The organism is Pseudoflavonifractor sp. 60, from assembly GCF_009911645.1.
Taxonomy (GTDB): Bacteria; Bacillota; Clostridia; order Oscillospirales; family Oscillospiraceae; genus Lawsonibacter.
On record NZ_QWKI01000033.1, the window covers coordinates 1 to 26,293 of the forward strand.

General features: G+C 58.7%; 28 protein-coding genes and 1 tRNA gene. 28 read left to right on the top strand and 1 reads right to left on the bottom strand.

The features are described from left to right. Positions 1–135 precede the first annotated feature (135 nt). Both D1646_RS03760 and D1646_RS03765 read left to right on the top strand, forming a co-directional pair. Positions 136–276: a hypothetical protein gene (locus D1646_RS03760; RefSeq protein ID WP_160635165.1), complete on the top strand. Its 141-nt coding sequence runs from the start codon at positions 136–138 to the stop codon at positions 274–276. Positions 277–342: 66 nt separating this feature from the next. After that, positions 343–1,680, top strand: a complete 1,338-nt coding sequence (locus D1646_RS03765; protein ID WP_160635166.1) for a butyryl-CoA:acetate CoA-transferase — start codon at positions 343–345, stop codon at positions 1,678–1,680. Positions 1,681–1,779: 99 nt separating this feature from the next. Here D1646_RS03765 and D1646_RS03770 read toward each other — a convergent pair whose 3' ends face one another. Further along, positions 1,780–2,841 carry a branched-chain amino acid aminotransferase gene (locus D1646_RS03770; protein ID WP_160635167.1) on the bottom strand — a complete coding sequence of 354 codons (1,062 nt, stop codon included), beginning with the start codon at positions 2,839–2,841 and terminating at the stop codon, positions 1,780–1,782. A 236-nt stretch (positions 2,842–3,077) separates the two neighbouring features. Here D1646_RS03770 and D1646_RS03775 point away from each other — a divergent pair, with 236 nt between their 5' ends. The 26 genes from D1646_RS03775 to D1646_RS03900 all read left to right on the top strand — a co-directional run bounded on the left by D1646_RS03775 (position 3,078) and on the right by D1646_RS03900 (position 26,290). Then, positions 3,078–5,063, top strand: coding sequence for a DHH family phosphoesterase (locus D1646_RS03775; protein WP_160635168.1), 1,986 nt, complete (start codon positions 3,078–3,080; stop codon positions 5,061–5,063). Between the two features lie 54 nt (positions 5,064–5,117). After that, positions 5,118–5,564 (top strand): 50S ribosomal protein L9, encoded by a 447-nt coding sequence (gene rplI / locus D1646_RS03780; RefSeq protein WP_160635169.1) that lies wholly within the window; start codon positions 5,118–5,120, stop codon positions 5,562–5,564. 3 nt (positions 5,565–5,567) lie between these two features. After that, on the top strand, positions 5,568–6,926 hold the full coding sequence (dnaB, locus tag D1646_RS03785; protein WP_160635170.1) for a replicative DNA helicase: 1,359 nt from the start codon (positions 5,568–5,570) through the stop codon (positions 6,924–6,926). Continuing rightward, the gene (locus tag D1646_RS03790; protein ID WP_160635171.1) at positions 6,926–7,675 is read left to right on the top strand and encodes a hypothetical protein; all 750 of its coding nucleotides are present in this window, start codon (positions 6,926–6,928) and stop codon (positions 7,673–7,675) included. The genes dnaB and D1646_RS03790 overlap by 1 nt, the downstream gene beginning before the upstream one ends. 16 nt (positions 7,676–7,691) lie before the next feature. Beyond that, the gene (locus tag D1646_RS03795) at positions 7,692–7,919 is read left to right on the top strand and encodes a hypothetical protein (RefSeq protein WP_160635172.1); all 228 of its coding nucleotides are present in this window, start codon (positions 7,692–7,694) and stop codon (positions 7,917–7,919) included. 473 nt (positions 7,920–8,392) lie between these two features. Continuing rightward, complete coding sequence (locus tag D1646_RS23640) at positions 8,393–9,001, top strand: cysteine peptidase family C39 domain-containing protein (RefSeq protein WP_160635173.1); 609 nt, start codon at positions 8,393–8,395, stop codon at positions 8,999–9,001. Between the two features lie 59 nt (positions 9,002–9,060). Further along, entirely contained in the window at positions 9,061–9,726 is a 666-nt protein-coding gene (locus D1646_RS03805) for a hypothetical protein (RefSeq protein WP_160635174.1), read from the top strand. Positions 9,727–9,776: 50 nt separating this feature from the next. Next, positions 9,777–11,168, top strand: coding sequence for a tRNA lysidine(34) synthetase TilS (gene tilS / locus D1646_RS03810; protein WP_160635175.1), 1,392 nt, complete (start codon positions 9,777–9,779; stop codon positions 11,166–11,168). A 59-nt stretch (positions 11,169–11,227) separates the two neighbouring features. Then, a complete protein-coding gene (gene hpt, locus D1646_RS03815; protein WP_160635176.1) occupies positions 11,228–11,770 on the top strand; it encodes a hypoxanthine phosphoribosyltransferase in 543 nt (180 codons plus the stop codon). Between the two features lie 38 nt (positions 11,771–11,808). Further along, on the top strand, positions 11,809–13,683 hold the full coding sequence (ftsH, locus tag D1646_RS03820) for an ATP-dependent zinc metalloprotease FtsH (protein ID WP_160635177.1): 1,875 nt from the start codon (positions 11,809–11,811) through the stop codon (positions 13,681–13,683). Between the two features lie 90 nt (positions 13,684–13,773). Continuing rightward, positions 13,774–13,850, top strand: a tRNA-Arg gene (locus D1646_RS03825). A 529-nt stretch (positions 13,851–14,379) separates the two neighbouring features. Continuing rightward, positions 14,380–15,090, top strand: coding sequence for a hypothetical protein (locus D1646_RS03830; RefSeq protein ID WP_201754540.1), 711 nt, complete (start codon positions 14,380–14,382; stop codon positions 15,088–15,090). Between the two features lie 110 nt (positions 15,091–15,200). After that, entirely contained in the window at positions 15,201–15,383 is a 183-nt protein-coding gene (locus D1646_RS03835) for a hypothetical protein (RefSeq protein ID WP_160635178.1), read from the top strand. Further along, positions 15,380–16,597, top strand: a complete 1,218-nt coding sequence (locus tag D1646_RS03840; RefSeq protein ID WP_160635179.1) for a hypothetical protein — start codon at positions 15,380–15,382, stop codon at positions 16,595–16,597. The genes D1646_RS03835 and D1646_RS03840 overlap by 4 nt, the downstream gene beginning before the upstream one ends. After that, entirely contained in the window at positions 16,597–17,703 is a 1,107-nt protein-coding gene (locus D1646_RS03845) for a DUF6329 domain-containing protein (RefSeq protein WP_160635180.1), read from the top strand. Before D1646_RS03840 ends, D1646_RS03845 begins: the two co-directional genes overlap by 1 nt. Positions 17,704–17,778: 75 nt before the next feature. Next, a complete protein-coding gene (locus D1646_RS03850; RefSeq protein ID WP_160635181.1) occupies positions 17,779–18,588 on the top strand; it encodes an LPD28 domain-containing protein in 810 nt (269 codons plus the stop codon). Continuing rightward, complete coding sequence (locus tag D1646_RS03855; RefSeq protein WP_160635182.1) at positions 18,588–19,604, top strand: hypothetical protein; 1,017 nt, start codon at positions 18,588–18,590, stop codon at positions 19,602–19,604. Before D1646_RS03850 ends, D1646_RS03855 begins: the two co-directional genes overlap by 1 nt. Next, a complete protein-coding gene (locus D1646_RS03860) occupies positions 19,597–20,145 on the top strand; it encodes a hypothetical protein (RefSeq protein WP_160635183.1) in 549 nt (182 codons plus the stop codon). Before D1646_RS03855 ends, D1646_RS03860 begins: the two co-directional genes overlap by 8 nt. A 3-nt stretch (positions 20,146–20,148) precedes the next feature. Then, positions 20,149–21,135 carry a DUF4314 domain-containing protein gene (locus D1646_RS03865; RefSeq protein ID WP_160635184.1) on the top strand — a complete coding sequence of 329 codons (987 nt, stop codon included), beginning with the start codon at positions 20,149–20,151 and terminating at the stop codon, positions 21,133–21,135. Then, a complete protein-coding gene (locus tag D1646_RS03870; protein WP_160635185.1) occupies positions 21,128–21,559 on the top strand; it encodes a resolvase in 432 nt (143 codons plus the stop codon). The genes D1646_RS03865 and D1646_RS03870 overlap by 8 nt, the downstream gene beginning before the upstream one ends. A 74-nt stretch (positions 21,560–21,633) precedes the next feature. Then, on the top strand, positions 21,634–22,662 hold the full coding sequence (locus D1646_RS22615) for a hypothetical protein (protein WP_201754541.1): 1,029 nt from the start codon (positions 21,634–21,636) through the stop codon (positions 22,660–22,662). 1 nt (position 22,663) lies between these two features. After that, positions 22,664–23,680, top strand: coding sequence for a hypothetical protein (locus D1646_RS03880; protein ID WP_160635186.1), 1,017 nt, complete (start codon positions 22,664–22,666; stop codon positions 23,678–23,680). Between the two features lie 175 nt (positions 23,681–23,855). Then, the gene (locus D1646_RS03885; protein WP_160635187.1) at positions 23,856–24,155 is read left to right on the top strand and encodes an HTH domain-containing protein; all 300 of its coding nucleotides are present in this window, start codon (positions 23,856–23,858) and stop codon (positions 24,153–24,155) included. Continuing rightward, positions 24,152–25,144 (top strand): DNA adenine methylase, encoded by a 993-nt coding sequence (locus D1646_RS03890; RefSeq protein WP_160635188.1) that lies wholly within the window; start codon positions 24,152–24,154, stop codon positions 25,142–25,144. Before D1646_RS03885 ends, D1646_RS03890 begins: the two co-directional genes overlap by 4 nt. Next, entirely contained in the window at positions 25,141–25,542 is a 402-nt protein-coding gene (locus D1646_RS03895; RefSeq protein WP_160635189.1) for a hypothetical protein, read from the top strand. The genes D1646_RS03890 and D1646_RS03895 overlap by 4 nt, the downstream gene beginning before the upstream one ends. Next, positions 25,532–26,290: a DUF3849 domain-containing protein gene (locus D1646_RS03900; RefSeq protein WP_160635190.1), complete on the top strand. Its 759-nt coding sequence runs from the start codon at positions 25,532–25,534 to the stop codon at positions 26,288–26,290. The genes D1646_RS03895 and D1646_RS03900 overlap by 11 nt, the downstream gene beginning before the upstream one ends. Positions 26,291–26,293 lie beyond the last annotated feature (3 nt).

Below are 26,293 nucleotides of genomic sequence, written 5' to 3' on the forward strand. Positions count from 1 at the left end.
AGCCCAAGGACTCCACCGAGCAGGAGAGCCTGATGAAGCCCTACTATTTGGATATTGGACGGTAAGACTTTTCCTTTTGCAGGGGCGGCCTGCGGCCGCTCCTTGCACAATCATCAGGAAAGGAGGGCTAAGGCAATGACAGAAACTGAGAGACAGGACGCCAAGAAGTCAATGGCATATGATTTGAAACTTCTTTTTAAGGAGAAGCAGGACGAAGAAACCTACAAGGTAACCGAAGCAATTATTGACGCTTATATCGCAGGTATCCAGCAGTAAAGGAAACCGGCACCGCTCTCGAAAAGAGGGAAGTATCATAATACACATCAACAGGAGGAAACGATTATGGATTATCAGGCGCTTTACCAGCAGAAGCTGACCACTGCGGAACAGGCGGTACAGGCGGTGAAATCCGGCGACTGGGTTGACTACGGCTGGTGTACCAACCACCCCGTCGCCCTGGACCGGGCTCTGGCCGCCCGGAAGGACGAGCTCACCGACGTGAAGGTGCGGGGGGGCGTCACCATGTGGATGCCCGAGATCGCCAAGGCCGACGACGCCGGCGACCACTTCACCTGGAACTCCTGGCACTGCTCCGGCATTGACCGGAAGATCATCGGCAAGGGGATGGGCTTCTTCGCCCCCATGCGCTACTCCGAGCTGCCCCGCTTCTACCGGGAGAATGTGACAGTGGACGTGGCCATGATCCAGGTGACCCCCATGGACAGCCACGGCAATTTCAGCTATGCCCTGGCCGCCTCCCACCTGGCCGATATGCTGGACAAGGCCAAGACCATTATTGTAGAGGTCAACCAGAACCTGCCCTGGGTCTACGGCCTCACCGGCTGTGAAATCAACATCGCCGACGTGGATTACGTGGTGGAGGGAGACAACCCCGCCGTGGCTCAGCTGGGCAGCGGCGGCGAGCCCACCGACGTGGACCGGGCGGTGGCCAAGCTGATTGTGGAGCAGATCCCCAACGGGGCCTGCCTCCAGCTGGGGATCGGCGGGATGCCCAATACCGTGGGCTCTATGATCGCCCAGTCCGACCTGAAGGACCTGGGCGTCCACACCGAGATGTACGTGGACGGCTTTGTGGATATGGCGCTGGCGGGCAAGCTCACCGGACGGAACAAGGGGCTGGACAAGGGCCGGCAGGTGTACGCCTTTGCCGCCGGTACCCAGAAGCTGTACGACTACGTGGACCGCAATCCCGACGTAATGGCCGCCCCGGTGGACTACACCAACGACGTGCGGGTACTGGCCCAGCTGGACAACTTCATCTCCATCAACAACGCCATTGACATGGACCTGTTCGGCCAGGTCAACGCCGAGTCTGCCGGCCTCAAGCACATCTCGGGCACCGGCGGCCAGCTGGACTTTGTGATGGGGGCCTACCTGTCCAAAGGGGGCAAGAGCTTTATCTGTATGTCCTCCACCGTCACCGGCAAGGACGGCACAGTGAAGAGCCGGATCGTTCCCACCCTGACCCCCGGCTCCATCGCCACCGACCCCCGGTCCTGTGTGCAGTACATTGTCACCGAGCACGGCATGATTAACCTGAAGGGCCTGTCCACCTGGGAGCGGGCGGAGGCCATCATCTCCATTGCGGCCCCCCAGTTCCGGGAGCAGCTGATTCAGGACGCCGAGAAGATGCACATTTGGCGCCGCTCCAACAAGTAAATATCCAAAATCCCAGCCTTGCGGCTGGGATTTTTATGGAGTGGCGGAATATTCCTATCAAAAACACCTCAGAGGCTGACCCCTCTGAGGTGTTGGGTATTACAGCTTCATGATCCAGTTGTGGGGGTCGGCCACGTGGCCCCACTGGATGCCGGTGAGCTCATCGTAGAGCTTTTGGGTGATCTCGCCGATCTGGTTGTGAGAGACGGTGACCTTCTTCTCCCCCATAGCCAGCTCCCCGATGGGGGAGACCACGGCGGCGGTGCCGGTGCCCCAGGCCTCCTCCAGTTCCCCGCTCTCGGCGGCGGCGAAGAGCTCCTCGGCAGAGATGCGGCGCTCCTCCACCTGGTAGCCCCAGTCCTTCAGCAGCTGGATGCAGGAGCGGCGGGTGATGCCGTCCAGCACGGAGCCGTTCAGGTCGGGGGTGAGGATCTTGCCGTTTACCTTGAACATCACGTTCATGGCGCCCACCTCCTCAATATACTTGCGGTGGACGCCGTCCAGCCACAGCACCTGGCTGTAGCCCCGCTCCTCGGCCCGGTTGCCGGCGCGGAGGGAGGCGGCGTAGTTGCCTCCGGTCTTGGCCATACCCATGCCGCCCTTGACGGCGCGCACGTCCTCCTCCTCGATATAGATCTTCACCGGATTCAGCCCCTCGGGGTAGTAGGCGCCCACCGGGCACACCACCACAATATACTGCACATGGTGGGAGGAGTGGACCCCCAGGGCGGCGTCCAGGCCGATCATAAAGGGACGGATATACAGGGAGGTGCCCTCCTCGCTGGGGACCCAGTCCTGCTCCAGCTTCACCAGCTCAGTGATGCCGGCCAGAGCCAGCTCCTCGGGGATCTGGGGCAGGCACAGCCGGTCGGCGGACTTGTTCAGCCGGTCGATGTTGTCCCGGGGCCGGAAGAGCTGGATAGAGCCGTCGGCGGTGCGGTAGGCCTTCAGTCCCTCGAAGATCTCCTCACCGTAGTGGAGGACCTTGGCGGCGGGGTCGATCTGCAGGGGGCCGTAGGGGATGATGCGGGCATCGTGCCAGCCTTGGCCGGCATCGTAGTCCACAATAAACATATGGTCGGTCATGGCCTTGCCAAAGACCAGGGTGGAGGAGTCGGGCTTGTCCTTCAGCGCGGAGGCGCGGGTAATTTTGATATCCATTTGTTCATTCCCTCCTGATTTATTCAAGGGCCTGCATTCACAGCCTTGAAAGGCTTGATTTCACTGCTGTGGACGCAGGCCGTTTGGGTATTCTCTATTATAGCAGTATTTTTGTCCCGGTCAAGGGGAGATACGCTGTATTTTGTGCTTGTGCTTCCCTGTAAAATTTGATATAATGAACTACCTTTTGTTCCTTAGAACAGGGATTGAAGATTTACTGAGAGGGGGACTCCTCCTTGAACCGAAAACTGAACAAGCTGCTTCAGCCCAGCTTCCGCCTCTATTTCAGCTGCCTGCTCCTATTTGCTCTGCTGTCCGCCATCTTCTCCCTGCCTCTGGCCTGTCTGGAGCTGGCGGCGGTGGCCTGCCTGGGCCTGTACAGCCGGGAGGACGCCCGCCGGAGGCGCAGGGAGATCAACAAATATCTGGACAGCTACGCCGGCAACGTGGACTCGGCCACCAAGGACACCATGATTAATTCGCCGCTGCCCATGGTCCTCTTCCGGCCTGAGAGCGACGACATTATCTGGACCAACGACCGATTCCTCCGCCTCACCGAGGAGCGGGAGCACCTGTATGACAGCAAGCTGTCCGCGCTGATCCCCGACTTCGACACCCGGTGGCTGATGGAGGGCAAGAACCAGTGCCCCGGCGAGGTGAGCTACGGCGGGCGGCGCTTCCAGGTCTACGGCCATCTGGTGCGCTCCGGCGGGCGCAGCGGCGGATTTCTGGCCACCACCTACTGGGTCGACGTTACCGAGCTGGTGCAGGTTCGGGACCAGTATCAGGCCAGCCGTCCGGTGGCGGCGGTGCTGCTCATCGACAACTACGAGGACCTGCTGAAAAACGTCTCGGAAAACGAGCGGTCCATCATTATGGCGGACATTGACGGGCGCATTGAGAACTGGGTCGCTGAGACGGGGGGCATCCTGCGCCGCTACCAGCGGGAGCGCTACCTCTTTGTCTTTGAGGAGCGCCATCTGGCCAAGTTTGTGGAGGGTAAATTTGACATTCTGGACTCCATCCATCAGGTGGTCAATCCCAGCGGTATGAACGCCTCACTGTCTATCGGGGTGGGCACCGGCGGGGACAGCTACCGGGAGCTGCTGGACTTCGCCAACCTGTCGGTGGACATGGCCCTGTCCCGGGGAGGCGACCAGGCGGTCATCCGCAATAAGTTCACCTTCGAGTTTTACGGCGGCCGCTCCAAGGAGACCGAGAAGCGCACCAAGGTAAAGAGCCGGGTCATGGCCAACGCCCTGTCCTCCCTCATCTCCGACTCCTCCCAGGTGTTCATCATGGGCCACAAGGCCGCCGACAACGACGCGGTGGGGGCCGCGGCCGGGGTGTGCGCCCTGTGCCGGAAGAACGGCATTCCCGCCCACATTATTAAGGAGGCGGGCAATCCCCCCTCCCAGGAGCTCATTGACCGGCTGATTCAGCTGCCTGAGTACCACGACTGCTTCCTCTCCGCCCAGGAGGCCCTGGTCATTGCCGACGCCCGCTCTCTGGTGGTGGTGGTGGACACCAACCGCCCTGAGCAGGTCCAGGCCCTGGAGGTCCTCCAGAGCTGCAACAAGGTAGCTGTCATCGACCACCACCGCCGGGCGGCCACCTACATCGAGGGGGCGGCCCTGAACTACCACGAGCCCTACGCCTCCTCCGCCTCCGAACTGGTCACCGAGCTGCTCCAGTACATCATCGAGCCCAACCACCTCCTCCGGGCGGAGGCCGAGGCCCTTCTGGCCGGCATTGTGCTGGACACCAAGAACTTTACCATGCGCACCGGCGGGCGCACCTTCGAGGCCGCCGCTTTCCTGCGCCGCTCCGGAGCCGACACCGCCGAGGTGAAAAAGCTCTTCCAGAACGACCTGGAGGGCACCATCGCCAAGTACTCCATCATCCAGAACGCCAAGCTCTACCGGGACGGCATCGCGGTAGCTGTCTCCGAAAAGCCGGTGAACCGGGTCACCGCGGCCCAGGCGGCGGACGAGCTGCTGAATATTATCGGCATCGACGCCTCCTTCGTCATCTCCCCCGACGGGGAGCGGGTCAACATCTCGGGCCGGTCCATGGGCCAGACCAACGTGCAGCTCATTCTGGAAAAGCTGGGCGGTGGCGGCAACGCGGCGGCGGCGGGGTGCCAGCTCTCCGACAAATCGGTGGACCAGGTGGCCCAGGAGCTGGCCCAGGCTATCGACCAGTACCTGGCGGAGGAGTAGGAGCAGAGGTCTCCGCCATCCATATGTAATAACATCAGAAAGGACTTGATTTTTATGAAGGTAATTTTGCAGCAGGACGTAAAGGGCCAGGGCAAGAAGGGCCAGCTGGTGGAGGTCTCCGACGGGTACGCCCGCAACTTCCTCCTGCCCCGGAAGCTGGCGGTCATCGCCACCGCCGAGAATCTGAACACCATGAAGCAGCAGGAGAAGGCCAAGAAGGCCCAGGAGGCCGCCGAGAAGGCCGAGGCTGAGGCCACCGCCAAGAGGCTGGAGGGGCTGATGGTAAAGGTGGCCGCCAAGGCCGGAGAGGGCGGACGTCTGTTTGGCGCGGTCACCGGCAAGGAGATCTCCGACGCCCTGGCCGCCCAGCACGCCATTACCATCCCCAAGACCAAGCTGGTGCTGGACGAGCCCATCAAGTCCTGCGGCAGCTACCAGATCAAGGCGAAGCTGGGCTACGAGGTCAGCGGAACGGTGAACGTGCTGGTCACGGAGGGCTGACGTATGCCCACTGAAACGGACGAACTGCTGCTGCGCCAGATGCCCTACGCCATGGACGCGGAGCACGCGGTACTGGGCTCTATGCTGATCGACCCCCGGTGTGTACCGGAGGTGATCGAGAAGCTGCGCCCGGAGGACTTCTATCTGCGCCAGAATCAGGAGATTTTCGAGACCATTTACTCCATGTTCAACTACTCCCTCACCATCGACCCGGTCACCATACTGGAGCAGATGCGCCATAATGGGTACTACCATGAGGGCCAGTCCTGGGAGTATCTGTACCAGCTGATGGATACCACCCCCACCGCCGCCAACGTGGGGGACTACATTGAAATTCTCCAGGACAAGGCTCTGCTGCGCCGGGTTGCGGAGGTAGCGGGGGAGCTGCTGGTCAGCATCCAGCAGGGCACCGTCTCCGGCCAGGACATTTTGACAGTGGCGGAACAGCGCATTTACGCTCTGCGCCAGGGGCGGGCCTCCCGGGGACTGATCCCTATCTCCCAGGTCATCATCGACGTATACAGCCGCCTGGAGGAGCTGTCCGCCCAGGACAGTGCCATCCCCGGCCTGTCCACCGGTCTGCGGGACCTGGACCGGGCCATTTCCGGGCTGAACAACTCCGACCTGATCCTGCTGGCCGCCCGTCCCGGCATGGGCAAGACCTCTATGGCCCTGAATATTTTGTTGGACGCGGGCAAGAGGTCGGGCAAGAAGGTGGCCTTTTTCTCCCTGGAGATGAGCCGGGAGCAGCTGGCCCTCCGGCTGATCTCCAGCGAGTGCTATATTGACAACAAGAAGCTGGTGACAGGCAAGCTGTCCGACGACGACTGGGAGAGCGTGGCCGCCGCCGCCGACTCCCTCAACCGCTCCACCATTCTGGTGGACGACGACTCCTCCGTCACCGTGGCCGATATCAACGCCAAGTGCCGCCGGGTTGACAACCTGGGACTTGTGGTCATCGACTATCTCCAGCTGATGCAGTCCGCCGGGGGCAAGTCCGGCAGCCGGGGCGAAAACCGGCAGCAGATTGTATCGGACATCTCCCGCTCCCTGAAAATCATGGCCAAGGAGCTGAACGTGCCCGTGCTGTGTCTGAGCCAGCTCTCCCGGGCCAACGAGTCCCGCCAGGACAAGCGGCCCATGCTGTCCGACCTGCGGGAGTCGGGGGCCATCGAGCAGGATGCGGATATCGTCCTCTTCCTCTACCGGGAGGGCTACTACAACCGAGAGTCGGACAATCCCAACCTGGCCGAGTGCATCATCGCCAAGAACCGTCACGGGGAGACGGGCACCGTGGAGCTGCAATGGACCCCCGAGTTCACCACCTTCACCGATATGGAGCGGCGGCGGGAGGAGTACTGATGCCAGTCCACCCCTATATCGACCCGGACAAACTGAGCCCGGAGGTCCTGCCCCAGGAGTCGCTGCTGCTGATTATCGTGGCCCCCTTCGTCTCTTGCTTTGGGATTCTGGGCGCCTTTGTGTTCTCCAGCGGCCTGCCCAGCCTGTTTCTGCTGGCCATGTCCCAGGAAAACCCCGCCTTGGCGCTGCTGCGGGTCTACCGGGCCGGGTATATGATCTCCTGCGTCCTGGCGACAGCGGCTCCCTTTGTCTATGGGGCCCTGGTCCTCTGGCTGTTCCGCGTCTGGGGGCGGAAGATGGACCCCAAAACCGTCCTGCTGAGTCTCCCCGCCTTCATCGTACTGGCCGGGCTCCTCCTGATTGTGGTGACGGTCGGCGGCTGGGGGGTCATGTTGTGGCGGGCGGAGCTGCCCCAGCTCTGCGTCCAGTACAGCGCGGAGATCCGGCAGCTGGAGGCCGGCGAACTGGAGCATATGACGCTGCTGCTGGACGAGGGCTCCAGCCCGAAACCTATGCCCGGCGCACCCTCGGACGACCTGACCCTCCACTGCCGGGGGGCGCTGGGGCGAGACACCGGCTATGAGTGGATTACCCTCCATATTCCCGACGCACTGGAGTTCACACCCGTCCCGGACAGCTTTGTCACGCCCGGCCAGACCTACGGCTGGAACTGGGAGAACCAGCAAAAATATGAGGTGTACTACACCTCGGAATTTCATCTGGTGGAGACCATAACCCCTGTATCCTAGGAGGGGAGGGAGCGCCATGGGATTGTTCCTTTCTCCCGGAGAGCGGGAGTACGTCAGACAGGTCAACCGGACCCCCGGCATCCGAAGGGCCAACCGGCATATGCTGGCGATGTTTTTGTACATATTTGGCGTCCTGTCTCTGATGATCGCCTTTCACTCGCCCTCGTTCACCGGCTGGATTTGGCAGTCCGCCGCCGGGGAGGCCTCCCCCGCCCACGACCTGCTCACCGGCTATCTGCGGTGAGATGTAATGTATAAAGGGTGGTTTCACCAGACCACTACATTACATTGACTGCGGTTCATTTGTGGCAAAATGACACAGGCCGGAAAGGCGGTGATCAACCAGCAGGAGGGAACCAAAGGGGGAGCGTCCGGGGATGACCTGGGCGCTCCGTTCTCTTTGTCGGCCCTCTGCGAAGAGCGCACTTACTCACCACCCGCAAGCTGGTGGTGGTATGGCCTTCGGCCATCGTGCGCCCTACGGGGTTTGGCTCCGCCATCAGCTTTCCCCTGCCAATATATACAGCAGACGCCAACGGCGGCTTGTGCATCGGACGCAGCCGCGCCGATCACCGGGGGCTTGGGGGCCTTTGGCCACCAACAAGCGGCACAGGGTATATACCTGCGCATTGCTTGCTACTACTATCAGCGCCTATAAAAGAGGGTTGAAAGTCGTTTGCTGTCATGGTATACTCTATTTTAAGGACAGTGATGAAGGTGCGCGAAAAAAAGAGAAAAAATGTAGTCAATATTTTGACCTGTGTTCTCTCGGTGTTAGGGGCAATCGGGCTGCTCCTTTTCTATGGTAGTCTTCCATCAAAAGATAACATACAGATCGGGAATCTTCCGAAGGAATTTAACATTGATGTGGGCAATAATCACATTGATTTTCAGGTGGAAAATGAGTGTTCAGCATATGCGTCCGCCTACGTTATGCGGCACTTAGGTAGGCAGGTTGCAGGTTCTGAATTGTATAATGATATTCACCGTGTATTCGGCTTCGTTTCTGTCAATTCTGTTGTTAGCCTGTTGCAAAGTTATGGATATGCAGCAAAAGCCTATCATGGAGATCATAACACTCTAAAGCAACGTTTAATTTCAGGAGTGCCTATTATCGCATTTATACGCACGCCTGATGATACGCACTATGTTGTAGTTGTTGGATATGATGAGAATTTCATATATCTGGTAGATTCAATCTCTGATAACGTCAATGCAAATGGCGGCTGGTATAACAGAAAACTCAGCACAGAGGAATTTGATGAGATTTGGAGAACGAATATGTACCCTGTTGAGAATATCTATATTGTCATATCAGGATTATAAAAATATAATTTCCGGTTTATGGGGGGATTTCATCTTTTGGGTAAAATCCCCCTTGACAAATGTTCTCTTGGTACTGGCTGCTGCTGATCTTCAGCGGCGGCAGCTTCGGGCTGAGCGCCGTGCTGCTGGTTTTCTATCTGTGCCGGGCCATCCGGAATTGGGTTAAGGCCTGCGGTGTCTGGAGAGATGAGGTCCTGCCCAAGCTGGCGGAGATCGACAACTGGGACAGGGCGGGCCAGAAGGAAGAGGAATACAGCCGCGGCCGGGTTATGGCATATGGAAGCAGATACCATTCCGCCGCCCTGAGCTATTTCGTCTGCGGTTTTCTGTGTTTTCTCATCGTCCTGGGCAGCGGCGGGATGCTGGCACAGGAGGACCTGGCCAAGCTCCCCTTCCAGGCCCGGGAGGACCTGTCTCAGATCGAGGCCGGCTTTTTGCAGACTGCAGAGGTGTGGATCAGCCCCAACTGCCGTCCGGCCCGCCTGCCCGGTCCCTACGGGGAGGGCCAGCCGGAGCTGACGACCCTCTATGGGGTCATCAGCGAGGACACCGAGTTTCAGTGGGTCCGGATCTATGTCCCCCATGCGCTGGGCTTCTCTGTGGACCAGGGCCGCCTTTTCGACGAGGAGAAGACCCTTGGCTGGAACTGGGAACACGCCCGTCGCTACCAGGTGCGCTATACCTCCGGCCTCCACGTGGCCGTGGAGCTTGCGCCCATCCCCTGAATCCAACCCCACCAAATACCCCCATGTTTACTCTAAACGGAGGTCCTGCTATGCTGAACATTGTGGAAACCTTCATCCGGGCGCAGGACATGATCCCCACCGGGTCCACTGTACTGTGCGCAGTGTCGGGCGGGGCGGACTCCATCGCCATGCTCCATGTGCTGTACCGCCTGCGTCCCAAGCTGAATTTTAATCTGGCCGCCGCCCACTACAATCACCGGCTGCGGGGGCTGGAGTCGGACCGTGACGCCGTCTTTACCGCTCAGTTTGTCCAGCTCTGCTGCGGTCCACAGCGGCTGTCCCAGGGGGAGGTTCTGCCCGCCGTCCAGCTGTACAGCGGCTCAGGTGACGTGGCGGCCCAGGCGAAGCTCCGGAGGACCGGCATTGAGGAGACCGCCCGGGATATGCGCTATGCTTTCCTGCGTCAGGCTGCCCGGGAGGCGGGGGCCGATCTCATTGCCACCGCCCACACCGCCAACGACAATGTGGAGACCATCCTCTTTCATCTGGCCCGGGGCAGCGGCCTGCGGGGACTGGGAGGGATCCCACCCAAGCGGGACGGCGTGATCCGGCCTCTGCTTACTATAAGCCGCCAGCAGGTGGAGGAGTATCTGTTCCGCCTCTGCCTGCCCTACATGGAGGACAGCTCCAACCAGAACGACGACTATACCCGCAACCGCATCCGCCACCAGGTGCTGCCTGTGCTGGAGGATGTGGCCCCCGGATTTGCAGGCCGGCTGGTGGACACCGCCGCCCGGCTTCGGGAGGACGAGAATTGCCTTACGGAGCTGGCCCGGGCTCTGGCAGACCAGGCGGTCCCCTGGCGGGAGGGGCTGGCGGTGAATGTCCAGGCCATTGCCGCCGCCCCCGACCCCATTGCTGTCCGGGCACTGCGGCTGCTGCTGGGACAGCTGTGGGGGGGAGATCAGAACTGTTCCGCCGTCCATCTCAATTCTCTGCTCCGCCTGTGCCGGGGGACGGACCCCTCAGCGGAGCTCAGCTTACCCCACCGGACCAACGCCCGCCGCTGCTATGAAAAGCTGCTGCTGGTCCCCCGGCTGGGATACATACCGCTGAAGGAGTGCCTGGCGCCTCTGGCCGGTGAACTGGACTGCGGCCCCTGGCGCATCGCCTGCCAGGAGGAGCGTTATAACGGTCAGCTCCACTCCCCCTGGGAGTTCTGGCTGAGCAGGCAGGATGCCCCAGAGCTGGCAATCCGTCCCCGCCGTAGCGGAGACCGGCTGACGCCGCCGGGACGGCTGGGCAAAACGGTGAAAAAATGGATGATCGAGGAAAAGGTCCCCCGATTCCAGAGGGAGGTCCTTCCGGTCTTCACCTGCGGGGGACAGGTGGCCGCTGTGGCCGGACTGGGCCCTGACCGCCGATTTGCCGCACAAAACGGCCAGCCCGCCTGGCATATGACCATTGTGCCGGTTGAGTGAGCCGCCTGACGGGCTGTCTCAAAGTTTCACAGAAAAAGTTGGAAAGGAAGAAAATTTCTATGCTAGAGCAGGATATTCAGGAGATATTATTTAGTGAGGAGCAGCTCAAAGAGCGGGTACAGGCTATTGCCCGGCAGATTGAGGCGGACTATGAGGGCAGAGAGGTTATGCTGATTAGCGTACTGCGCGGGTCCTTTGTCTTTATGGCTGACCTGTGCCGGGCGCTGAAGCTTCCCTGCACTATGGATTTTATGTCGGTGTCCTCCTACGGCAGCGGCACCAGCTCCAGCGGCCAGGTCCAGATCACCAAGGACCTGTCCGAGGACATTACCGGTCGCCACGTCATTGTACTGGAGGATATTCTGGATTCGGGCAACACCCTGAGCTATCTGCTGAACATTTTGGAGCACCGCCATCCCGCCTCCGTCCGCCTGTGCGCCCTGCTGGACAAGCCGGACCGCCGGGTCAAGCCGGTGGAGCTGCACTACTGCGGCTTTACCATTCCCGACGCCTTTGTGGTGGGCTACGGTCTGGACTACGACCAGCACTACCGCAATCTCCCCTACATCGGCATTTTGAAGCCTGAGGTCTACGGCGGGTAACGCCCACAAGTCTGCGTTTTTTGGAAAGGATCATGCCTATGAGACGCTTTGGCCCACGGGATATCACCCTCTATTTTCTGCTGGCGCTGCTGCTTTGTGTGGCCGTTGTAACCCTCCAGGACGTAAATCGGGGTGAGACGCCCACCTACAGTCAGATCCGCACCTATTTTCTCCAGGAGCAGGTGGAGTTCTTTACCCTGGAGGACAACACTCTGACCCTGACCCTCCGGGGACAGGGCGGGGATGAGCCGGTCCGCATTACCTACCATGTGGCCAGCCCAACAGTGTTCTATGACGATATGCGGGAGCTGATTAACCAGCAGCTGGAGTCAGGGATTTTAAAGGGCTACGACTATCCGCCGGGAGTTGAGAGCTCCTGGTGGTTCAACCTGATCCCCTATCTGATTGCGGCGGCGGTGCTGTGCCTGTTCTGGTACCTGATGAATCGCCAGCGCAGTGCGGGAGCCGGCGGGGGAGCTGCTGGAGCCGCCCGGTTCAGCCACGCCCGCACCCGCACGCTGACCGATCAGGGGAAGAAAGTCACCTTTTTGGACGTGGCCGGCGCAGACGAGGAGAAGGAGGAGCTCCAGGAGATTGTAGAGTTCCTCCGAGACCCCCAGAAATTTACCAACCTGGGGGCCCGCATCCCCAAGGGCGTACTGCTGGTGGGCCCTCCGGGGACGGGTAAGACCCTCATCGCCAAGGCGGTGGCTGGGGAGGCCGGGGTGAAGTTCCTGTCCATCTCGGGGTCCGACTTTGTGGAGCTCTATGTGGGCGTGGGCGCCAGCCGGGTTCGGGACCTGTTCGACCAGGCCCAGCGAGAGGCCCCCGCCATTGTCTTCATCGACGAGATCGACGCGGTGGGCCGCCAGCGGGGCACCGGACTGGGGGGCGGCCACGACGAGCGGGAGCAGACCCTGAACCAGCTGCTGGTGGAGATGGACGGCTTTACCTCCAACGAAGGGGTCATTGTGTTGGCCGCCACAAACCGTCAGGACATTCTGGATCCCGCCCTCCTGCGGCCCGGTCGCTTTGACCGGCAAATTTACGTGGGTCTGCCCGATATCAAGGGGCGGGAGGAAATTTTGCAGGTCCACGCCCGGCAGAAGCCCCTGGCGGAGGACGTCTCCCTGCGGAATATCGCCCGGGCCACTGCCGGTTTCACCGGAGCCGACCTGGAAAATCTGCTGAACGAGGGGGCACTGCTGGCCGCCCGGGCGGACCGGCGGTTTATCCTGATGAGCGACCTCCACGACGCCATGCTCAAGGTGATTGCAGGGCCGGAAAAACGCAGCCGGGTTGTCACCGAGCGGGCCCGGAAGCTCACCGCCTACCACGAGGCAGGCCACGCTGTGGTCATCCATGAGCTGTCCACCGCCGACCCCGTCCATCAGATCACCATTATCCCCCGAGGCCAGGCCGGCGGTATGACTATCTCCCTGCCCCGGGAGGATGTGGCCTACCAGTCCAGGACCGAGTTGGAAGAGCAGATTGCCCGCTGCCTGGGAGGCCGGGCGGCAGAACAGCTGGTGCTGGGGGATATCTCCACCGGCGCAGGCAGCGATATCCAGCGGGCCTCCGCCATCGCCCGAAATATGGTGATGCGTTACGGTATGAGTGAAAAACTGGGCAGCGTCACCTTTGAAAGCGGCCACGACGAGGTGTTCATTGGCCGGTCCATGGCCCAGGCCAAAAGCTACTCCGAAGAGGTGGCTGCTGTCATCGACGGCGAGGTCCGCAGCCTCATCGACCAGGCCTACGCGAGGTGTGAGGAGATCCTGACCCGCCGCCGCAGAGAGCTGGAGATCACCGCCCGGTATCTGCTGGACCATGAGACCATGGACGCTGAGACCTTTGCCAGGGTGTTCGATGACCCTAAGGCGGAGGAGTTCGCTCCCTATCAAAACGCATAAAGTTTTTCGGATTTTTCTCCCCCAATTTCCATTTTTCCTCTTTACAAGGGCGCGCAAATCTGCTATAATAACTGAGTCCCCTGGAGATGTGCGTCCGTAGTTCAATTGGATAGAGCGTCAGATTCCGGTTCTGAATGTTGGGGGTTCGAGTCCCTTCGGGCGTGCCAAAAATGCAGAACGCTTTCGATGCCGTAGGCTGAACACCTACGGCATCAAGCGTTTCCGGACTTTTTGACCCCCGAATTTTCACAGGTCAAACAACAGATGCCAAAAGGCGATTTTGAGCAACTGGGGGGACTCGAACCCTCACGCTGCGTTCATTGGAATATAGTACAGCTGGAACAGCGTTTGGTTCACAACCGTGAGATGCGAGAGTTCAAATCTCTCTGCCTCCACCATCTATCCCGCCCACTTTGGATGCCGTAGGCTGAACGCCTACGGCATCAGGGCTTTCAGGGGTTTTTGAGCCCTGATTTTTTACCAGTAAAACAAAAGATGTAAATGAGGTTTTTTCAGTAGCTGGAGGGGATTGAACTCTTGTGGCTGGAAAATCCGCGGTGCCCTTTTTGAATGGCAAAAAGGGCGCTAAAATTCATCTGCAATCAAGCGCCAGTTTTATGGTCCCAAACGGGCCAAAAGACTGGCGCTTTTTTGCTGCTCCAAAAAGGGCGCTAAAATAAAAAAGGAGATGTTGAAATGGAAACAATAAATGCAGAGCAGAAGACCAACTACTTCAAGGAGCTGACCCTCAACCTTCAGCGAGGCGGTTTCACCGTTGGCTTGGAGTTGGACGGAATCCTGCCGGTGGAACTGGACGGCCAGCGCCTGTGCCAGATCACCGACAGCGGCGGAGTCCGGTACTGGAAAGAAGATGTGGCCAGCGATAAACTGGAGGCGGCGCTGGATAAGGCGACCGACATTGCCAAGGTCACCGCTGAATATATGCGCTTGGTGGAAGCAGCGCCCCGTTTGACAGTGGGCAGCCTCAAGGGCGACTACAGGACGCTGGCAGAGTTCAATGACACAGTTTTGGTGGGACACCCCACATCTCTTGGAATGCAATTTATCAGCTGGGAGCTGACGAACAACCGGTCCTCGCTGTATCAGGGGCACTACTTAGGCCCTGGTGCTGGGGTGGGCAGCTACACTGCCGCCAAGCAGGATTTTGCTGTCCGATCCGGCCTGATCCCCAAGAAAGCTCTGTTTACCCCGGAGCAGATGATGGAGATATACTACTGCTGCACCGATGTCCTGGCGGGGCTTTACTCCATCACAGACGAGCAGCAGGAATGCCTGAAGTCCATCCTGGAGCAGATAGAACACGGTGTCCCCGACTTTGATGAACGGCTCCAAAAGGAACTTAACGCTTCAGACGCCCCAGACAGCGACGGAATGCGGTTCTGCTAAAAATCAAATATTCATTACATTTTGGGCCGTTTCCCTTGAAAAAAGGGTAGGGCCCTTTTTCGTTTTGCTCTTTTTTCAGGAAATGCAAATATTGAAAAGGAGCGAAAACTATGCCTCGATACTTCATGAGCGATACCCGATTGGGCTGGCTGGAGAAAATGATGATGACCCCACCCAAACCAGCCCCCAGCCGCACACCGTCCCGGCAAAAAGGGCCCCAAAAGAAGCTGCCCTGCAGCCGGCCCGCCAAACCGAACTCCCGTGAGTGGGAGATCAAGGGGGACTGTGTATGAACTACACGATCAAAGCGACCCTGATCAATGCCCAGGACCCGGAACGCGGCCAAACGATCATCCACTTCCCCATCATGGATAGTCAGTATGATCAGGTGATCGAGATGCTTCGATCCGCGGAGCTTGGTTTTTCCGTGAATCGGGACTGCACCGTGGACGAGATCGACAGCCGGTACAGTGTGCTGAACACCCTGGAGGGCACACTGGTCAATGTGGATCAGCTGGACTACCTGGCGAAACGACTGGATAGTTTCCGCGACAGCGAGGCCCATCAGTTTGAGGCTATGGCCCACAAGCTGGGGATCAGCCATATCAAGGACTTCATCAATTTGACGTTCTGCTGCCAGCAGGCCACGGTCATCACCGACTTTTCCGATTTGGAGTCCATATGGCGCAGCCATTTTATGAATCTGAATGGCAGCCTTGCCAGGATGGAGGAGCTGGAAGACCTGGACGGTGCCGAAACCGCTCTGCTGCTGATCGATGGCGGCGGAGGGGTAATCACACCTTACGGCGTAGTCTACGACAACGGCATGGTGCTGGAACAGCACTACAACGGACATCAGTTCCCCTTCTACCCTTACAACAGCCGCTTGATGGTGCTGGAGATCACGCCGAAGCGGGGGCTCACGGAAGGGACGAACCCGGAATACCTATATCTCCCCGCCGCGGAGTACAAAATTGAGCGAGCCCTGCTCCGTGTTGGCGTCAGCGCATTGGCTGACGCGCGGGTACAGCTTAAATTCGATGAATTGCCGGACATCATAGCGGAGGCCCTGGATCTGGAGCATCTGAGCGGCGGCGATATCCCGGCCTTTAACCAGATGTGCCAAGCCATTGATCCTCTGGGAGAGGCGGATACGGAAAAGCTGAAGGCTGTGGTGCTGATGACGGAAACATCGGGCGCTGTGTCTGTCTGCCAGCTGGCGGAGGCTTTGGATCAGTTTGACTTCGTCCCCGGCATCCAGACCCCGGAGGAATATGGCCGATACATGATTCAGAAGTCCGGCCACTTCGAGTACGACGAGAATCTGGATGGCTTCTACGACTACCGGCGCTATGGAGAGCAGCGAATCCAGGAGGAAGGCGGACAGTTCAATGAATGCGGCTATGTGGCCTACCACGGAGAAATACCGCTGGAGGAGCTGATGCGGTCTGAATCTGCAGAACAGAGCCAGCAGTATCAAGGGTCTCAAATGGGAGGTTTGACATAATGGTTTTGTATTTGGATTGCCAGGGATACAGCATCGGGCTCAATCTTCCCACAACGCCCACCGCAGCAGCAGACAGGCTCTCGGCACTGAGGGAAGGACTGGAAACGACTGCACCCGTCCAAATCAGCAGCGTGGACAGTCCTGTCTCCAACCTCTATCCGTACATCCAGCACACTGATTTGGATAATGAAACTGACTTCCGGAAGCTGAATGTGCTTGCTGAACGGATTGACAGCATGCCCCAGGAGAAACAGCAACTTTTTTCTGGGGCACTGGAGCTGGAATGTACCGGCGATTTGGATCATGCTATCCACATTGCGGATAATATGGATCGCTTCGAACTGTTCCCTAAGATCACAACAGACGAGGAGCTGGGGCGTTTTCTGGTGGACACCTCATTTGTCACCGGAAAGTTCTCCTTCCCCGAGTCAGCCCGGCCCTATTTGGATTACGCTAAAATCGGCGCGGAACAGCGAGATTCCATCGGCGGTGTGTACACATCGTTTGGCCTTGTCAGGCGGCGTGAGGAATCTCCGGTTCAGACAGAAGGACCAAGGGAGATGCTCCTGACGCTCACGACCTCAGAACGAAACTATCCCCTTGTCCTCCCCGCCTCCGAGGAACGTCTGGAGCATGCAAAAAAGGCCCTGGGCGTGGACGATTTCTCTCAGGCGGTGATCGCCGGCGTGGAATATGTGGCGCCTTATTTGGACCAGCTGATCCCTGCGGATTCCATCACTGTAGAGAATGCCAATGAGATGGCTGAATGTCTCCAGGAGATCAAAGCAGACGGCGAAATGAAGAAATACTGCGCCGCGCTGGAAGTGGAGGAGCCGTCCACCTTTACCGAGGCCCTCGACATAGCCATTGATCTTGACGACTACGAGCTGATCTCCGACAACGAACGGGACTATGGGCGGGAGGCTCTGCGCCGGCTCGGTGCGGACGGTGAACTTCTCGATACGATAGACGGTTACACCGATTTTGACGCTCTGGGCCGGGCCATGATGGAGGAGGACAGAGTCCGGCAGACCGGCTTCGGCCTGGTGCGCCGTCTGAGCAAGCCGTTCCCTCCTGAACAGGAAACTGGTCAAACCATGATGTGAAAACTTCTGGTAGACTTTCGGGCAGAGTTGTGGTATTTGTATTTGCTGCAAAAAACTGAGAAAGAGGTGAAGTCATTGCAAATCAACATTTACAAGGACAAGCTGCTGGGGGCGCGCCTGTTCGGAGCATCCGTCCTCTACAGCGTCCAGCCTATCCCCCGCGAAGATGTTCCCAAGGGCTGGTACTGCTACGATCTGCGCGGTACCGCCCGACACCCGGATGAGCCTTACGCTCTGGTTGACCAGACTGAGGACTGTCACGCAGGCTCTGTCCTCTCCTACCTGCCGCTGAAAAGCGGACGCTCAGAAAAGCGATTGGTGAAGAACATGTTCCAGATGCTCGGAACCAATCCCACTCTGGCTGAGTTCTGCGCAGACGAAAGGATCACCGCTCCCGAAGTGCCCCTCCGCCATATGCTGTGCCCCGCGTCCCCCAAGGACGCGGGGCTTTTCTATGCCCAGACGCCTGAGAGGGATACGGAACTGGGAGCCATCGGCCATGTCCGCATCGACTTTGGAAGCGGCGGCAAGGGTTTCTGCCACAGCTGGTGGCCCAGAGGCCCCGAGGAGCTGAACACCCAGGAGTTCAAGGATGAACTGGGCAAGGTGGTGGATGACCTCCGAAAAAGTGTTCTGAAAGACCTCTCCTCCATGCGCCGGTACTGCTATGGCAGCAAGGGCGCTATTGAGGGCGGGTCCTGCTGTCAGAACTACGGCTTCACGCTGGAGACGGAGCGATTTCTCTACCGCCTGCGGTGCAACCCAATCGAGGGAGACTATCAGGCATACCTTAGCTGCTTTGATAAACAGGCACAGCAGATGCTAGATGAAGGACACGCTGTCGGGCAGGCCGCCTCCGGCATGACGATGGGGGGTATGGGCTGATGGAAGACCTGATCCAATGTCCCGCAGCCCGTGACGATTTCCAGCGGTGGCTGACCTGGGGACAGGAACCCATGACGTTTTACAACAGTGAGAAAGCCGACATGGTCCTGCTCAGGATGGAAAAGGACCCGTCTGTGGATTATCTGTACCGGATTGCTGTGGGACAGGACAGCACCATCTCCTGGAACAGCAGCCCGACGTTCTGCGGTGTGTACGATGTGGATTGCCAGACGCTGTACCTGACCGGGGATGCGCTGCACTCCTTTATGAGCGGTAAGATTCCGTTTATAGCGGAGACTGGTCCCTCCATGAGAGAGACGATCAGCGGCAGGATCAACCAGCGTGTGGAGGAGATCATCGCCGATGACCGGAACAACCTGACTGTGCGGGAAATCAGCGGCTGGCAGGCGTTGAAGAGCCTGCAATACTATCAGGAGTATGGCGCTGAGGAGGAGGCAATCCGGCAATTATTCGACGGCGAGAAGCCAGACAGCCGCTTCCATAGTGACTATACGCTGAACGAACTGCCGGAGGCCGCTTTCATAGCCTACATCCAAGATCCGGAGGGTTTCGTCCAGACCGAGGCAGAGCAGTATATCAGGATCAATCAGGAGAAATTTCTCCTGCAATTCCTGGAAAATGACGCTCTGCTGGCAGAGTATCAGGCATTGACACAGGACGCTGATAATCCTATCCACAAAATGAGAGCCATCACAGAGGCTGTGAAGGCCAGCGGGGCCAAAACAGTGACCGTCACTGTACGGAAGGGAGAGCGGGAACTGACCTTCAAAACGGCGGCAAGCGCCCTGAAGGGCCGCAAAAATTACTACAGCACCTATGATATCCCCGCCTCTGACCGCCGGGAGTTTGAAAGGGTGTTTGGCCGCCACTCGGATTACAAAGCGGAGGACATCACCAGGATCACCTATGGCAGAACTATCATCTACGAGGCTCCGTCGGTCCAGACGGAGGAACAGTCGGAACGTATGAGAATGGGAGGTATGCAGTTTGGATAACAGAGAAGAAATGACGCCGGTCCAGCCTGAGAGCGGCGTGCGTTACACGATAGACGAGTTCCTTACCCTGATGGAGCCGCAGCACCGGGAAGACCAGGAAACCACACGCCAGTGCATTGCCGGTCTGACAGGGTACGCCACCCAGCTTGCGGCGAAAGGTCAGGAGGAGCAGGTCCCCCGGCTCCGCGACCTCTGCATCGAAATGGCAGAGTTCTGGGGCTTGGCTGAGGATGACACGTGGGAAGGGTTTCGGAAGATGGAGGAGCAGTATGGCGGAGCCTTTGACAGCGCAGTATCCGCTGCCCGAGAATCCGGCCAAGCGCCTGACCTGAGCGAACAGGCCAGGCAGAATATTCTGGACGGCTTGGAGCTTTACGCCCAGGAAATGAGGCTCAATGAGGGCCTGGGGGCCTCCGGGCAGGAGGTGTCGCTGGAGGACGGCCTGGGGCAGTGGATCGTGGAGTGCGAGCTCCTCTCCGAGCAGCTCCAGGCGGAGTGGCAGGCGGAAGCTCAGGCCAATATGGAGATGGGGGGAATGTAAAATATGGAAAAAATGTCGAAGGGCTGGCTGAATTTCCTGCGGGAGCAGTTCCCGGCAGGCAGCCGGATCAAGCTCCAGGAGATGAAAGATCCCTACTGCCCGGCAGAGCCAGGGACTATGGGAACACTGGAGAGCATTGATGACATCGGGACATTCCACGTCAAGTGGGACAATGGCCGGGGGCTCGGTCTGGTGCTGGGCGAGGACAGGTTTTCTGTCCTGCCCCCGCTCCTCCAGACGCTGAAGCTGTATATGCCCTTGACAGCGGACCTCTATCAATACGGCGAGTACGGCGATCTGGAAAATGAGCCGGTTGAGCTGGGAGGCCAGTCATTGGTGGAATATGCGGACCAGATCAACGGCGCTCTGCTCCGCAACCGGATGGCCGAAGAGGCGGAGCGCGGCATTATGCACTGGTACGGCGAGGATGACACAGTGGGCACCAAGGTGCGTTCGGCGGTGTTTTCCGCGGAGTGCCGGGATGGCCAGCTCTGGGGTGTGGCGGAGTGTCAGGTCATGGGCAGCCTTACCCCGGAAGAGGCGGAGACGCTGAAAGAATTTATCTCTGGTCAGGCGGCAGACGGCTGGGGCGAGGGCTTCGAGCAGATGGAGATCCGGACAGAGCGGGGTGAGATGTATGTACACCTGTGGGGGTGTGACGATTGGAGCATCGTGACAGAGCAGGACCGCTTCGATCCCCACTTCGCGGAACGGCTGCCGGATATGTGCTGGTCCACCCTGCCCAGCGATGGTACGCTCATCTGTATCCAGCGGGGGCAGAACAGCTATCAGATATTGGCGGAGAGCAGCAAAGATCCTGACCAGAACCGGCATATGGCGAACTACCATAACAAAGCTCGGGGTGTCAGCAAGGCCCAGGAGCAGGCTATGCTCAACGGCAGTTTATTCGGCTGGAGCTGTCCCGCCGCCGACCCCAGAAACTACTCGGAGCAAGGAAGCCCGCAAATGGGGGGAATGACCCTTGGATAAGACATTCGATATCCAAAGGCAGGTGGAAATCGAAAAACTGCTGAGTACTGACGCACTGGCCTATGGTTATGTCTATCAAGATGGGCAGCGCACGGAGTACTTATTTCAAGGCACTCCGGAAAACATCGCGTACTTCATTGGCAGCCGTCCATATGTGGACGAGATGATCATAACCGATGCCGCGGACTGGCCTATCCTGAATACCATCGGGTACTTTATTGACAAATGCCCGGATCAGGGGTTACTGGATGAAATCAAAAAGACTCTGGTCCCTATCCAGAAGGGGGAGGCTCAGGCACAGCCGTTTTTCTGCCCGACCCTTGATGAAGTAGAAGACTATTGCGCACAGAGGGACCTTATGGATATGGACGAGGACAGAGAAATGGATACGGACACCAATATCGACCTGAATTTGGGGTTCTGAGAGGAGGCATACGATCCACATGATTCAGTCGATGAAAGATCAGCCCCGTCCGGGCGGAATGGAGATGGTTTAGTATGGATAAATTCAATTTCAATCATCTGCTCCAGCTTCGTGGGTCTCCCCAGGAGCAGGCGTGGATCAAAGAGCATCTGGAGACCCTGAGCGTCCGGGAGTGCCATGCGCTGGAGGCTCTCAACCAGTTCCAGCCCTGCGAGGATATGACCGACGCGATCAACCATCTCTGCGCTCTGAACAGCTGCGGTATCTGCTTTCCCGCCCGAAACTATGAGGAGCTGGGCCAGTTTTACCTGAGCCATGAGTCCCACATCCCAGAAGACGCGGTCCCCTATGTAAATCTGCGCAAATTAGGCGAGCTGTACGGGGAGGACCATCCGGGTACGTTTATCGGCGTCTGTTATGTCTGCCGTCCCAGCCGCCAGACTTATAGGACCTATTCTGGCTGGAATGAGTTCCCGTCGGAGGATGACAGCTGGAGCGTCAAGCTGAAGCTGGCCTCTCCCGCTGTGCCGGAGGGAGTGTGGCTGTATCTGCCGGGCGTCTTCGGCCTGGCCTTTGAGGATGCGGTGGAGCCAGCAATGGTCCTGGACGCGCTTCAGGTCCAGGAACTGGACGCCTGCACTCTGTTGGAAACGCGGTGCTGCTTCCCGGAGTTGAATGGTCTGGAGCGGCAGTATGACAGTATAAAGCAGATGGTCATAGACGGCGACACCCTGGGCTGCCATATGGGGAAGATGACACGGGAGGACATGGAGCTGTTCGCCGCGGCTCTGGAGTATGAGGACTGCCGCAGCCTACGCTTCGCTCTGGACATTATCCAGAACCTGCAATGCTACGACTATATCCCCAGTAAGTCGCTGAAGTCTTTTGCGGAGAAACATTTGCGGGAGGAAGATGTTCCGGAGGAACTCATCCAATCGGGATGTATCGGCCTGGAGGGCTATGCTGGGGAGCTGTTGGAGACCGCTGGGTACACGCAGGTCAGCGGTGATATTGGATATCTGCGCCGAAACGATCAGCGGTTTGAGTACAAATACAGCACCCCCGAGGACCAGCCCCACAAGGGCGGAATGGAGATGGTTTAGCATGGAGAAATTCAACTTCGACTATCTGCTCCGACTCCCTGGGTCTCCCCAGGAACAGGCGTGGATCAAGGAGCGGCTGGAGACGCTGAGTGTCCGGGAAAGCTGTGTGCTTGCCGCCGCCGCGATGAGAGCGTCACCTCAGACAGCCAGTGAAGCGGCAGATCAGCTCTGCACCCTAAGTAGATACATGGTGCGTTTCCCGATTGGAAGCTATGAGCAGCTGGGGGAATGGTATCTGCGGGATGCGTGCCAGCATGCAGACGAGCTCTTGCCTTATGTGGACCTCCAGAAGATGGGCGAGCTGTATGAGGAAGAGCATCCTGGACTGTTTATCGGGAACTGCTATGTGGAATATCCCACCCAGCCCATATCCCCCCGCCAGGAAACCGATCTGCCGCGTCAGGACAGCACCTGGAGCTTTAAGCTGAAGCTGGCCTCCCCCACTGTGCCAGAGGGAGTGTGGCTGCGTCTGCCGGATCTCTCCGGCCAGACCTTTGAAAAGTCAGTGGAACTGAGGATGGTCCTGAACGAACTTCAGGTCCAAAGGCTGGACGACTGCACCCTGTTGGAATCTCAGTGCTTCTTCCCGCAGCTGGAGGATCTTGCGTGGCAGTATGAGAGTGTAGAACAGCTGGTCAGGGACGGCGACACTCTGGGCTGTATTATGGACGAGCTGGGCGGGGGCGATATGGAGGACTTTGCCGCCGCGCTGGATTATGAGAACTGCCACAACCTCCGCTTCGCCATGGACATCATCCAGAATACGCAATGCTACAACTACATCCCCAGAAAAATGCTGAAAAACCATGCGGAGACACATCTTCGGGCAAAAAGCATCTCAGAGACACTGATACAGTCAGGGTGCATCGATCTGGAGCGATATGCTGAGGATCTGTTAGAAGCCTTCGGATATGTGCAGATCAGCGGCGATGTCGGGTATCTGCGGCGCACCAATCAGCAGTTTGTGTACGATCACAGTCCCCCTCCGCCAGAGCAGTCCGGCATGACCATGCAGTAAGGGCAGACGGGAAAGGCAGAGGAGGTGGTGTCAGATGGGCGGAGCCCAGACCAGATCCATGAGAAAATAATCATATCAACATCAACATGAAGGGGCCGTTTTACCGAAAGGGACAAGCGGCCCCTCTTTTTTTATGCCCTTTTTCGGGAAAACGGCCCGAAGAAAGGAGCAGAACATGCGAGAGGAACAGTTTTTTAGCTACTTGAAAGGGGCCTGTCCCGGCAGGAAGTACCGGGTGAGCGGCGCGGAGCTGGAGCGAGCCCTGAACCTGAGCGGCACCGACCTGCGCAGACTGGTCAACCGGCTGCGCCGCAAGGGTATCCCCATCGCCAGCGACCGGCATGGCTATTTCTACGCCGTCACCGCTGGGGAAGTCTACACCACCATCCGCCAGCTGAAGCAGATGGAGGCCGGACTGGAGAAGGCCATTGCCGGACTGGAGGCGTCGCTGGACAAGTTCGGCGAAGGAGAGTGATCTCCATCGCTGAAATTTTTATTCCGTGGGTCGGCAGCAAAGCGAGGCTGCTCGGCTACATCCTGCAGATCGTACCGCCCAACCTGAATCAATCCCTGGAGGCATTTGGCGGCAGCGGCGCGTTCACGCTGGCGCTCCGGACAGACCCCAAGCGCCTGGATATTTACAACGACGCAGATTCGGATTTGGTCAATCTCTTCTTCTGTGTCAAGGAACTGCTCAGTCCTCTTATGAAGGAGCTGGGCTTCCTGCCCATCCAATCCCGTGAGGCATTTGAAATTTACAAGGCTTTTCTGGAGCACCAGGACATTTCCATGCTTAACATTCAAGCGGAATTGGACTGCATAGAGGACCGGTCCTGCTTCACCGAGGAGCAGGCACGGGAATTGCGGCCCATCCTCCGGGGACGTGCGAAGCTGTACGATGTGCAGCGGGCGGCGGCCTTCGTGTTCAAAATCCGGGGCAGCTTCAGCAGCACCGGGGACTCCTTCGGCGTAAAGCCGCTGAATATACGCCGGTTTTTCAAGGGGTTCCAAGATGCGGAGCCCCGGCTGCAGAACGTCGTCATTGAGCACAAAAATGCCTTCCAGCTCATCCGGGAACGGAACCGCAACGGCGGACTGATCTATGCCGACCCGCCCTATGTGGATGCGGAGCACCTCTACCGGACCTCCCGAAATAACCGAGGCCGCCGTTTTCATATCCATCTCTGGAAGCTGCTCTCCGCCTGCAAGGGATACGTCATTGTTTCCTACAACGACTGTCCGTTTATCCGGCAGCTCTACAAGGATTTTTATATTTTGGCGTTCCAGCGGCCTAATCCGCTGTCCCAGAAGAAGGGGGCGAAGTACGATGAAGTGCTCATCACCAACTACGATCCCAGACCCTACATTGCCCAGATGACCCTCTTCGATATGGATGTCCACATCGGGGAGTACGACATGGAACTGGTCAATATCCCAAAATCGAAAAGGAGGCTTTTACCTTGAAGAAAACCGAGTATATGCAATGCACCGCCAATTTGGAGGGGGCGGCGCTCCTGATCCCGGATGCGGCCTTGAAGGTCAGTAACCTTGCGGGGCAGACGCAGCTGGAATACCGTCCTCTGGATCACGTGATCGTGGTGCTGAAGAAGCAGATGACCGCCATGGAGCTGGTCAACGCGATCCAGCATCTCACGGAGACCGCGGAGCAGCTGATGGCCAGCCTGGCCGTGGCCTGCGGCACCTGCGAGGAGTGCGCGGATGGCTGCCGCTGCGATGTTTCGAAGGACTCCGCCCTGGGGCACCTGCCCCTGAACCAACTCCTCACATTCGCCAAATCGGGCACCTGCCTGGGTGAGCTGGAGAAGCATCTGAGAACGGGGGACATCGTCTATGGCGGCTGACTTTCCCTACGTGTATCCCAACTCCTGCGCTGAGGCCCGCCGCCATAAGGAGACACAGATGCATGAGGACAGCTTCCGGCTGAACGTCAGCTGCGCGAGGGCCATCGAGCAGGCCATCCGTGACCATTTTGATGAGTCGGCAGAGGAGCTGACAGAGGGCTGTGCCCAGGCCGTCCTGGAGCAGTACGGCTTCAAGCGGGTCAATTTCGTCCTGGCCAATTCTCTGAAGGAGCTCCGGCAGTCCAGCTGTGAGCATCTGATCAGTGAGGAAGCCTACCAGTGGAGTCAGAGGACGTTCGTGTCCTCAGACGGCAAGTATAACCGCTATTACGCGGTGGACACCGCCGCCAAATCGCTGGAAGCGTTCGTCGGTCAGGCCAGAGAGGCGTATCAGGCCCTTGGACTGTTTGGCCTGGAGCACTGCGCCAGCAGCCGGCTCGAAGCGGAGTTCAAGGGAAAGGTCCTGGTGCTGAGTCCCAATACGCTCCGGGAGGGCTTCTGGGACCCCCGAAATCAGCTGTGGTATGGGGAGGGCGGCTTTGGCTGCTCTCCCACATCCAGCGGGCGGGCAGTCTTTGCCACCTGCCTGGGCGACGGCGAGAAGACCCGCTGGAACCGGGCGGATTTCATCGGCGTGCTGGATGAGCGGTACCTGCCCGACTGGGCCCAGGAAGAGCTGGCGGAGCTGCGCGGCCCCCAGCAGGAGAACACCGCCAGCCCCACCGTGGGCGGCATGACAATGACTTGAGGT

Bases quoted from the DNA above. Each gene is read 5' to 3' on its own strand.
- D1646_RS03760 (WP_160635165.1), top strand. From the start codon at position 136: ATGACAGAAACTGAGAGACAGGACGCCAAGAAGTCAATGGCATATGAT.
- D1646_RS03765 (WP_160635166.1), top strand. From the start codon at position 343: ATGGATTATCAGGCGCTTTACCAGCAGAAGCTGACCACTGCGGAACAG.
- D1646_RS03770 (WP_160635167.1), bottom strand. From the start codon at position 2,841: ATGGATATCAAAATTACCCGCGCCTCCGCGCTGAAGGACAAGCCCGAC.
- rplI (WP_160635169.1), top strand. From the start codon at position 5,118: ATGAAGGTAATTTTGCAGCAGGACGTAAAGGGCCAGGGCAAGAAGGGC.
- dnaB (WP_160635170.1), top strand. From the start codon at position 5,568: ATGCCCACTGAAACGGACGAACTGCTGCTGCGCCAGATGCCCTACGCC.
- D1646_RS03790 (WP_160635171.1), top strand. From the start codon at position 6,926: ATGCCAGTCCACCCCTATATCGACCCGGACAAACTGAGCCCGGAGGTC.
- D1646_RS03795 (WP_160635172.1), top strand. From the start codon at position 7,692: ATGGGATTGTTCCTTTCTCCCGGAGAGCGGGAGTACGTCAGACAGGTC.
- D1646_RS03805 (WP_160635174.1), top strand. From the start codon at position 9,061: ATGTTCTCTTGGTACTGGCTGCTGCTGATCTTCAGCGGCGGCAGCTTC.
- tilS (WP_160635175.1), top strand. From the start codon at position 9,777: ATGCTGAACATTGTGGAAACCTTCATCCGGGCGCAGGACATGATCCCC.
- hpt (WP_160635176.1), top strand. From the start codon at position 11,228: ATGCTAGAGCAGGATATTCAGGAGATATTATTTAGTGAGGAGCAGCTC.
- ftsH (WP_160635177.1), top strand. From the start codon at position 11,809: ATGAGACGCTTTGGCCCACGGGATATCACCCTCTATTTTCTGCTGGCG.
- D1646_RS03830 (WP_201754540.1), top strand. From the start codon at position 14,380: ATGGAAACAATAAATGCAGAGCAGAAGACCAACTACTTCAAGGAGCTG.
- D1646_RS03835 (WP_160635178.1), top strand. From the start codon at position 15,201: ATGCCTCGATACTTCATGAGCGATACCCGATTGGGCTGGCTGGAGAAA.
- D1646_RS03840 (WP_160635179.1), top strand. From the start codon at position 15,380: ATGAACTACACGATCAAAGCGACCCTGATCAATGCCCAGGACCCGGAA.
- D1646_RS03845 (WP_160635180.1), top strand. From the start codon at position 16,597: ATGGTTTTGTATTTGGATTGCCAGGGATACAGCATCGGGCTCAATCTT.
- D1646_RS03855 (WP_160635182.1), top strand. From the start codon at position 18,588: ATGGAAGACCTGATCCAATGTCCCGCAGCCCGTGACGATTTCCAGCGG.
- D1646_RS03865 (WP_160635184.1), top strand. From the start codon at position 20,149: ATGGAAAAAATGTCGAAGGGCTGGCTGAATTTCCTGCGGGAGCAGTTC.
- D1646_RS22615 (WP_201754541.1), top strand. From the start codon at position 21,634: ATGGATAAATTCAATTTCAATCATCTGCTCCAGCTTCGTGGGTCTCCC.
- D1646_RS03880 (WP_160635186.1), top strand. From the start codon at position 22,664: ATGGAGAAATTCAACTTCGACTATCTGCTCCGACTCCCTGGGTCTCCC.
- D1646_RS03885 (WP_160635187.1), top strand. From the start codon at position 23,856: ATGCGAGAGGAACAGTTTTTTAGCTACTTGAAAGGGGCCTGTCCCGGC.
- D1646_RS03900 (WP_160635190.1), top strand. From the start codon at position 25,532: ATGGCGGCTGACTTTCCCTACGTGTATCCCAACTCCTGCGCTGAGGCC.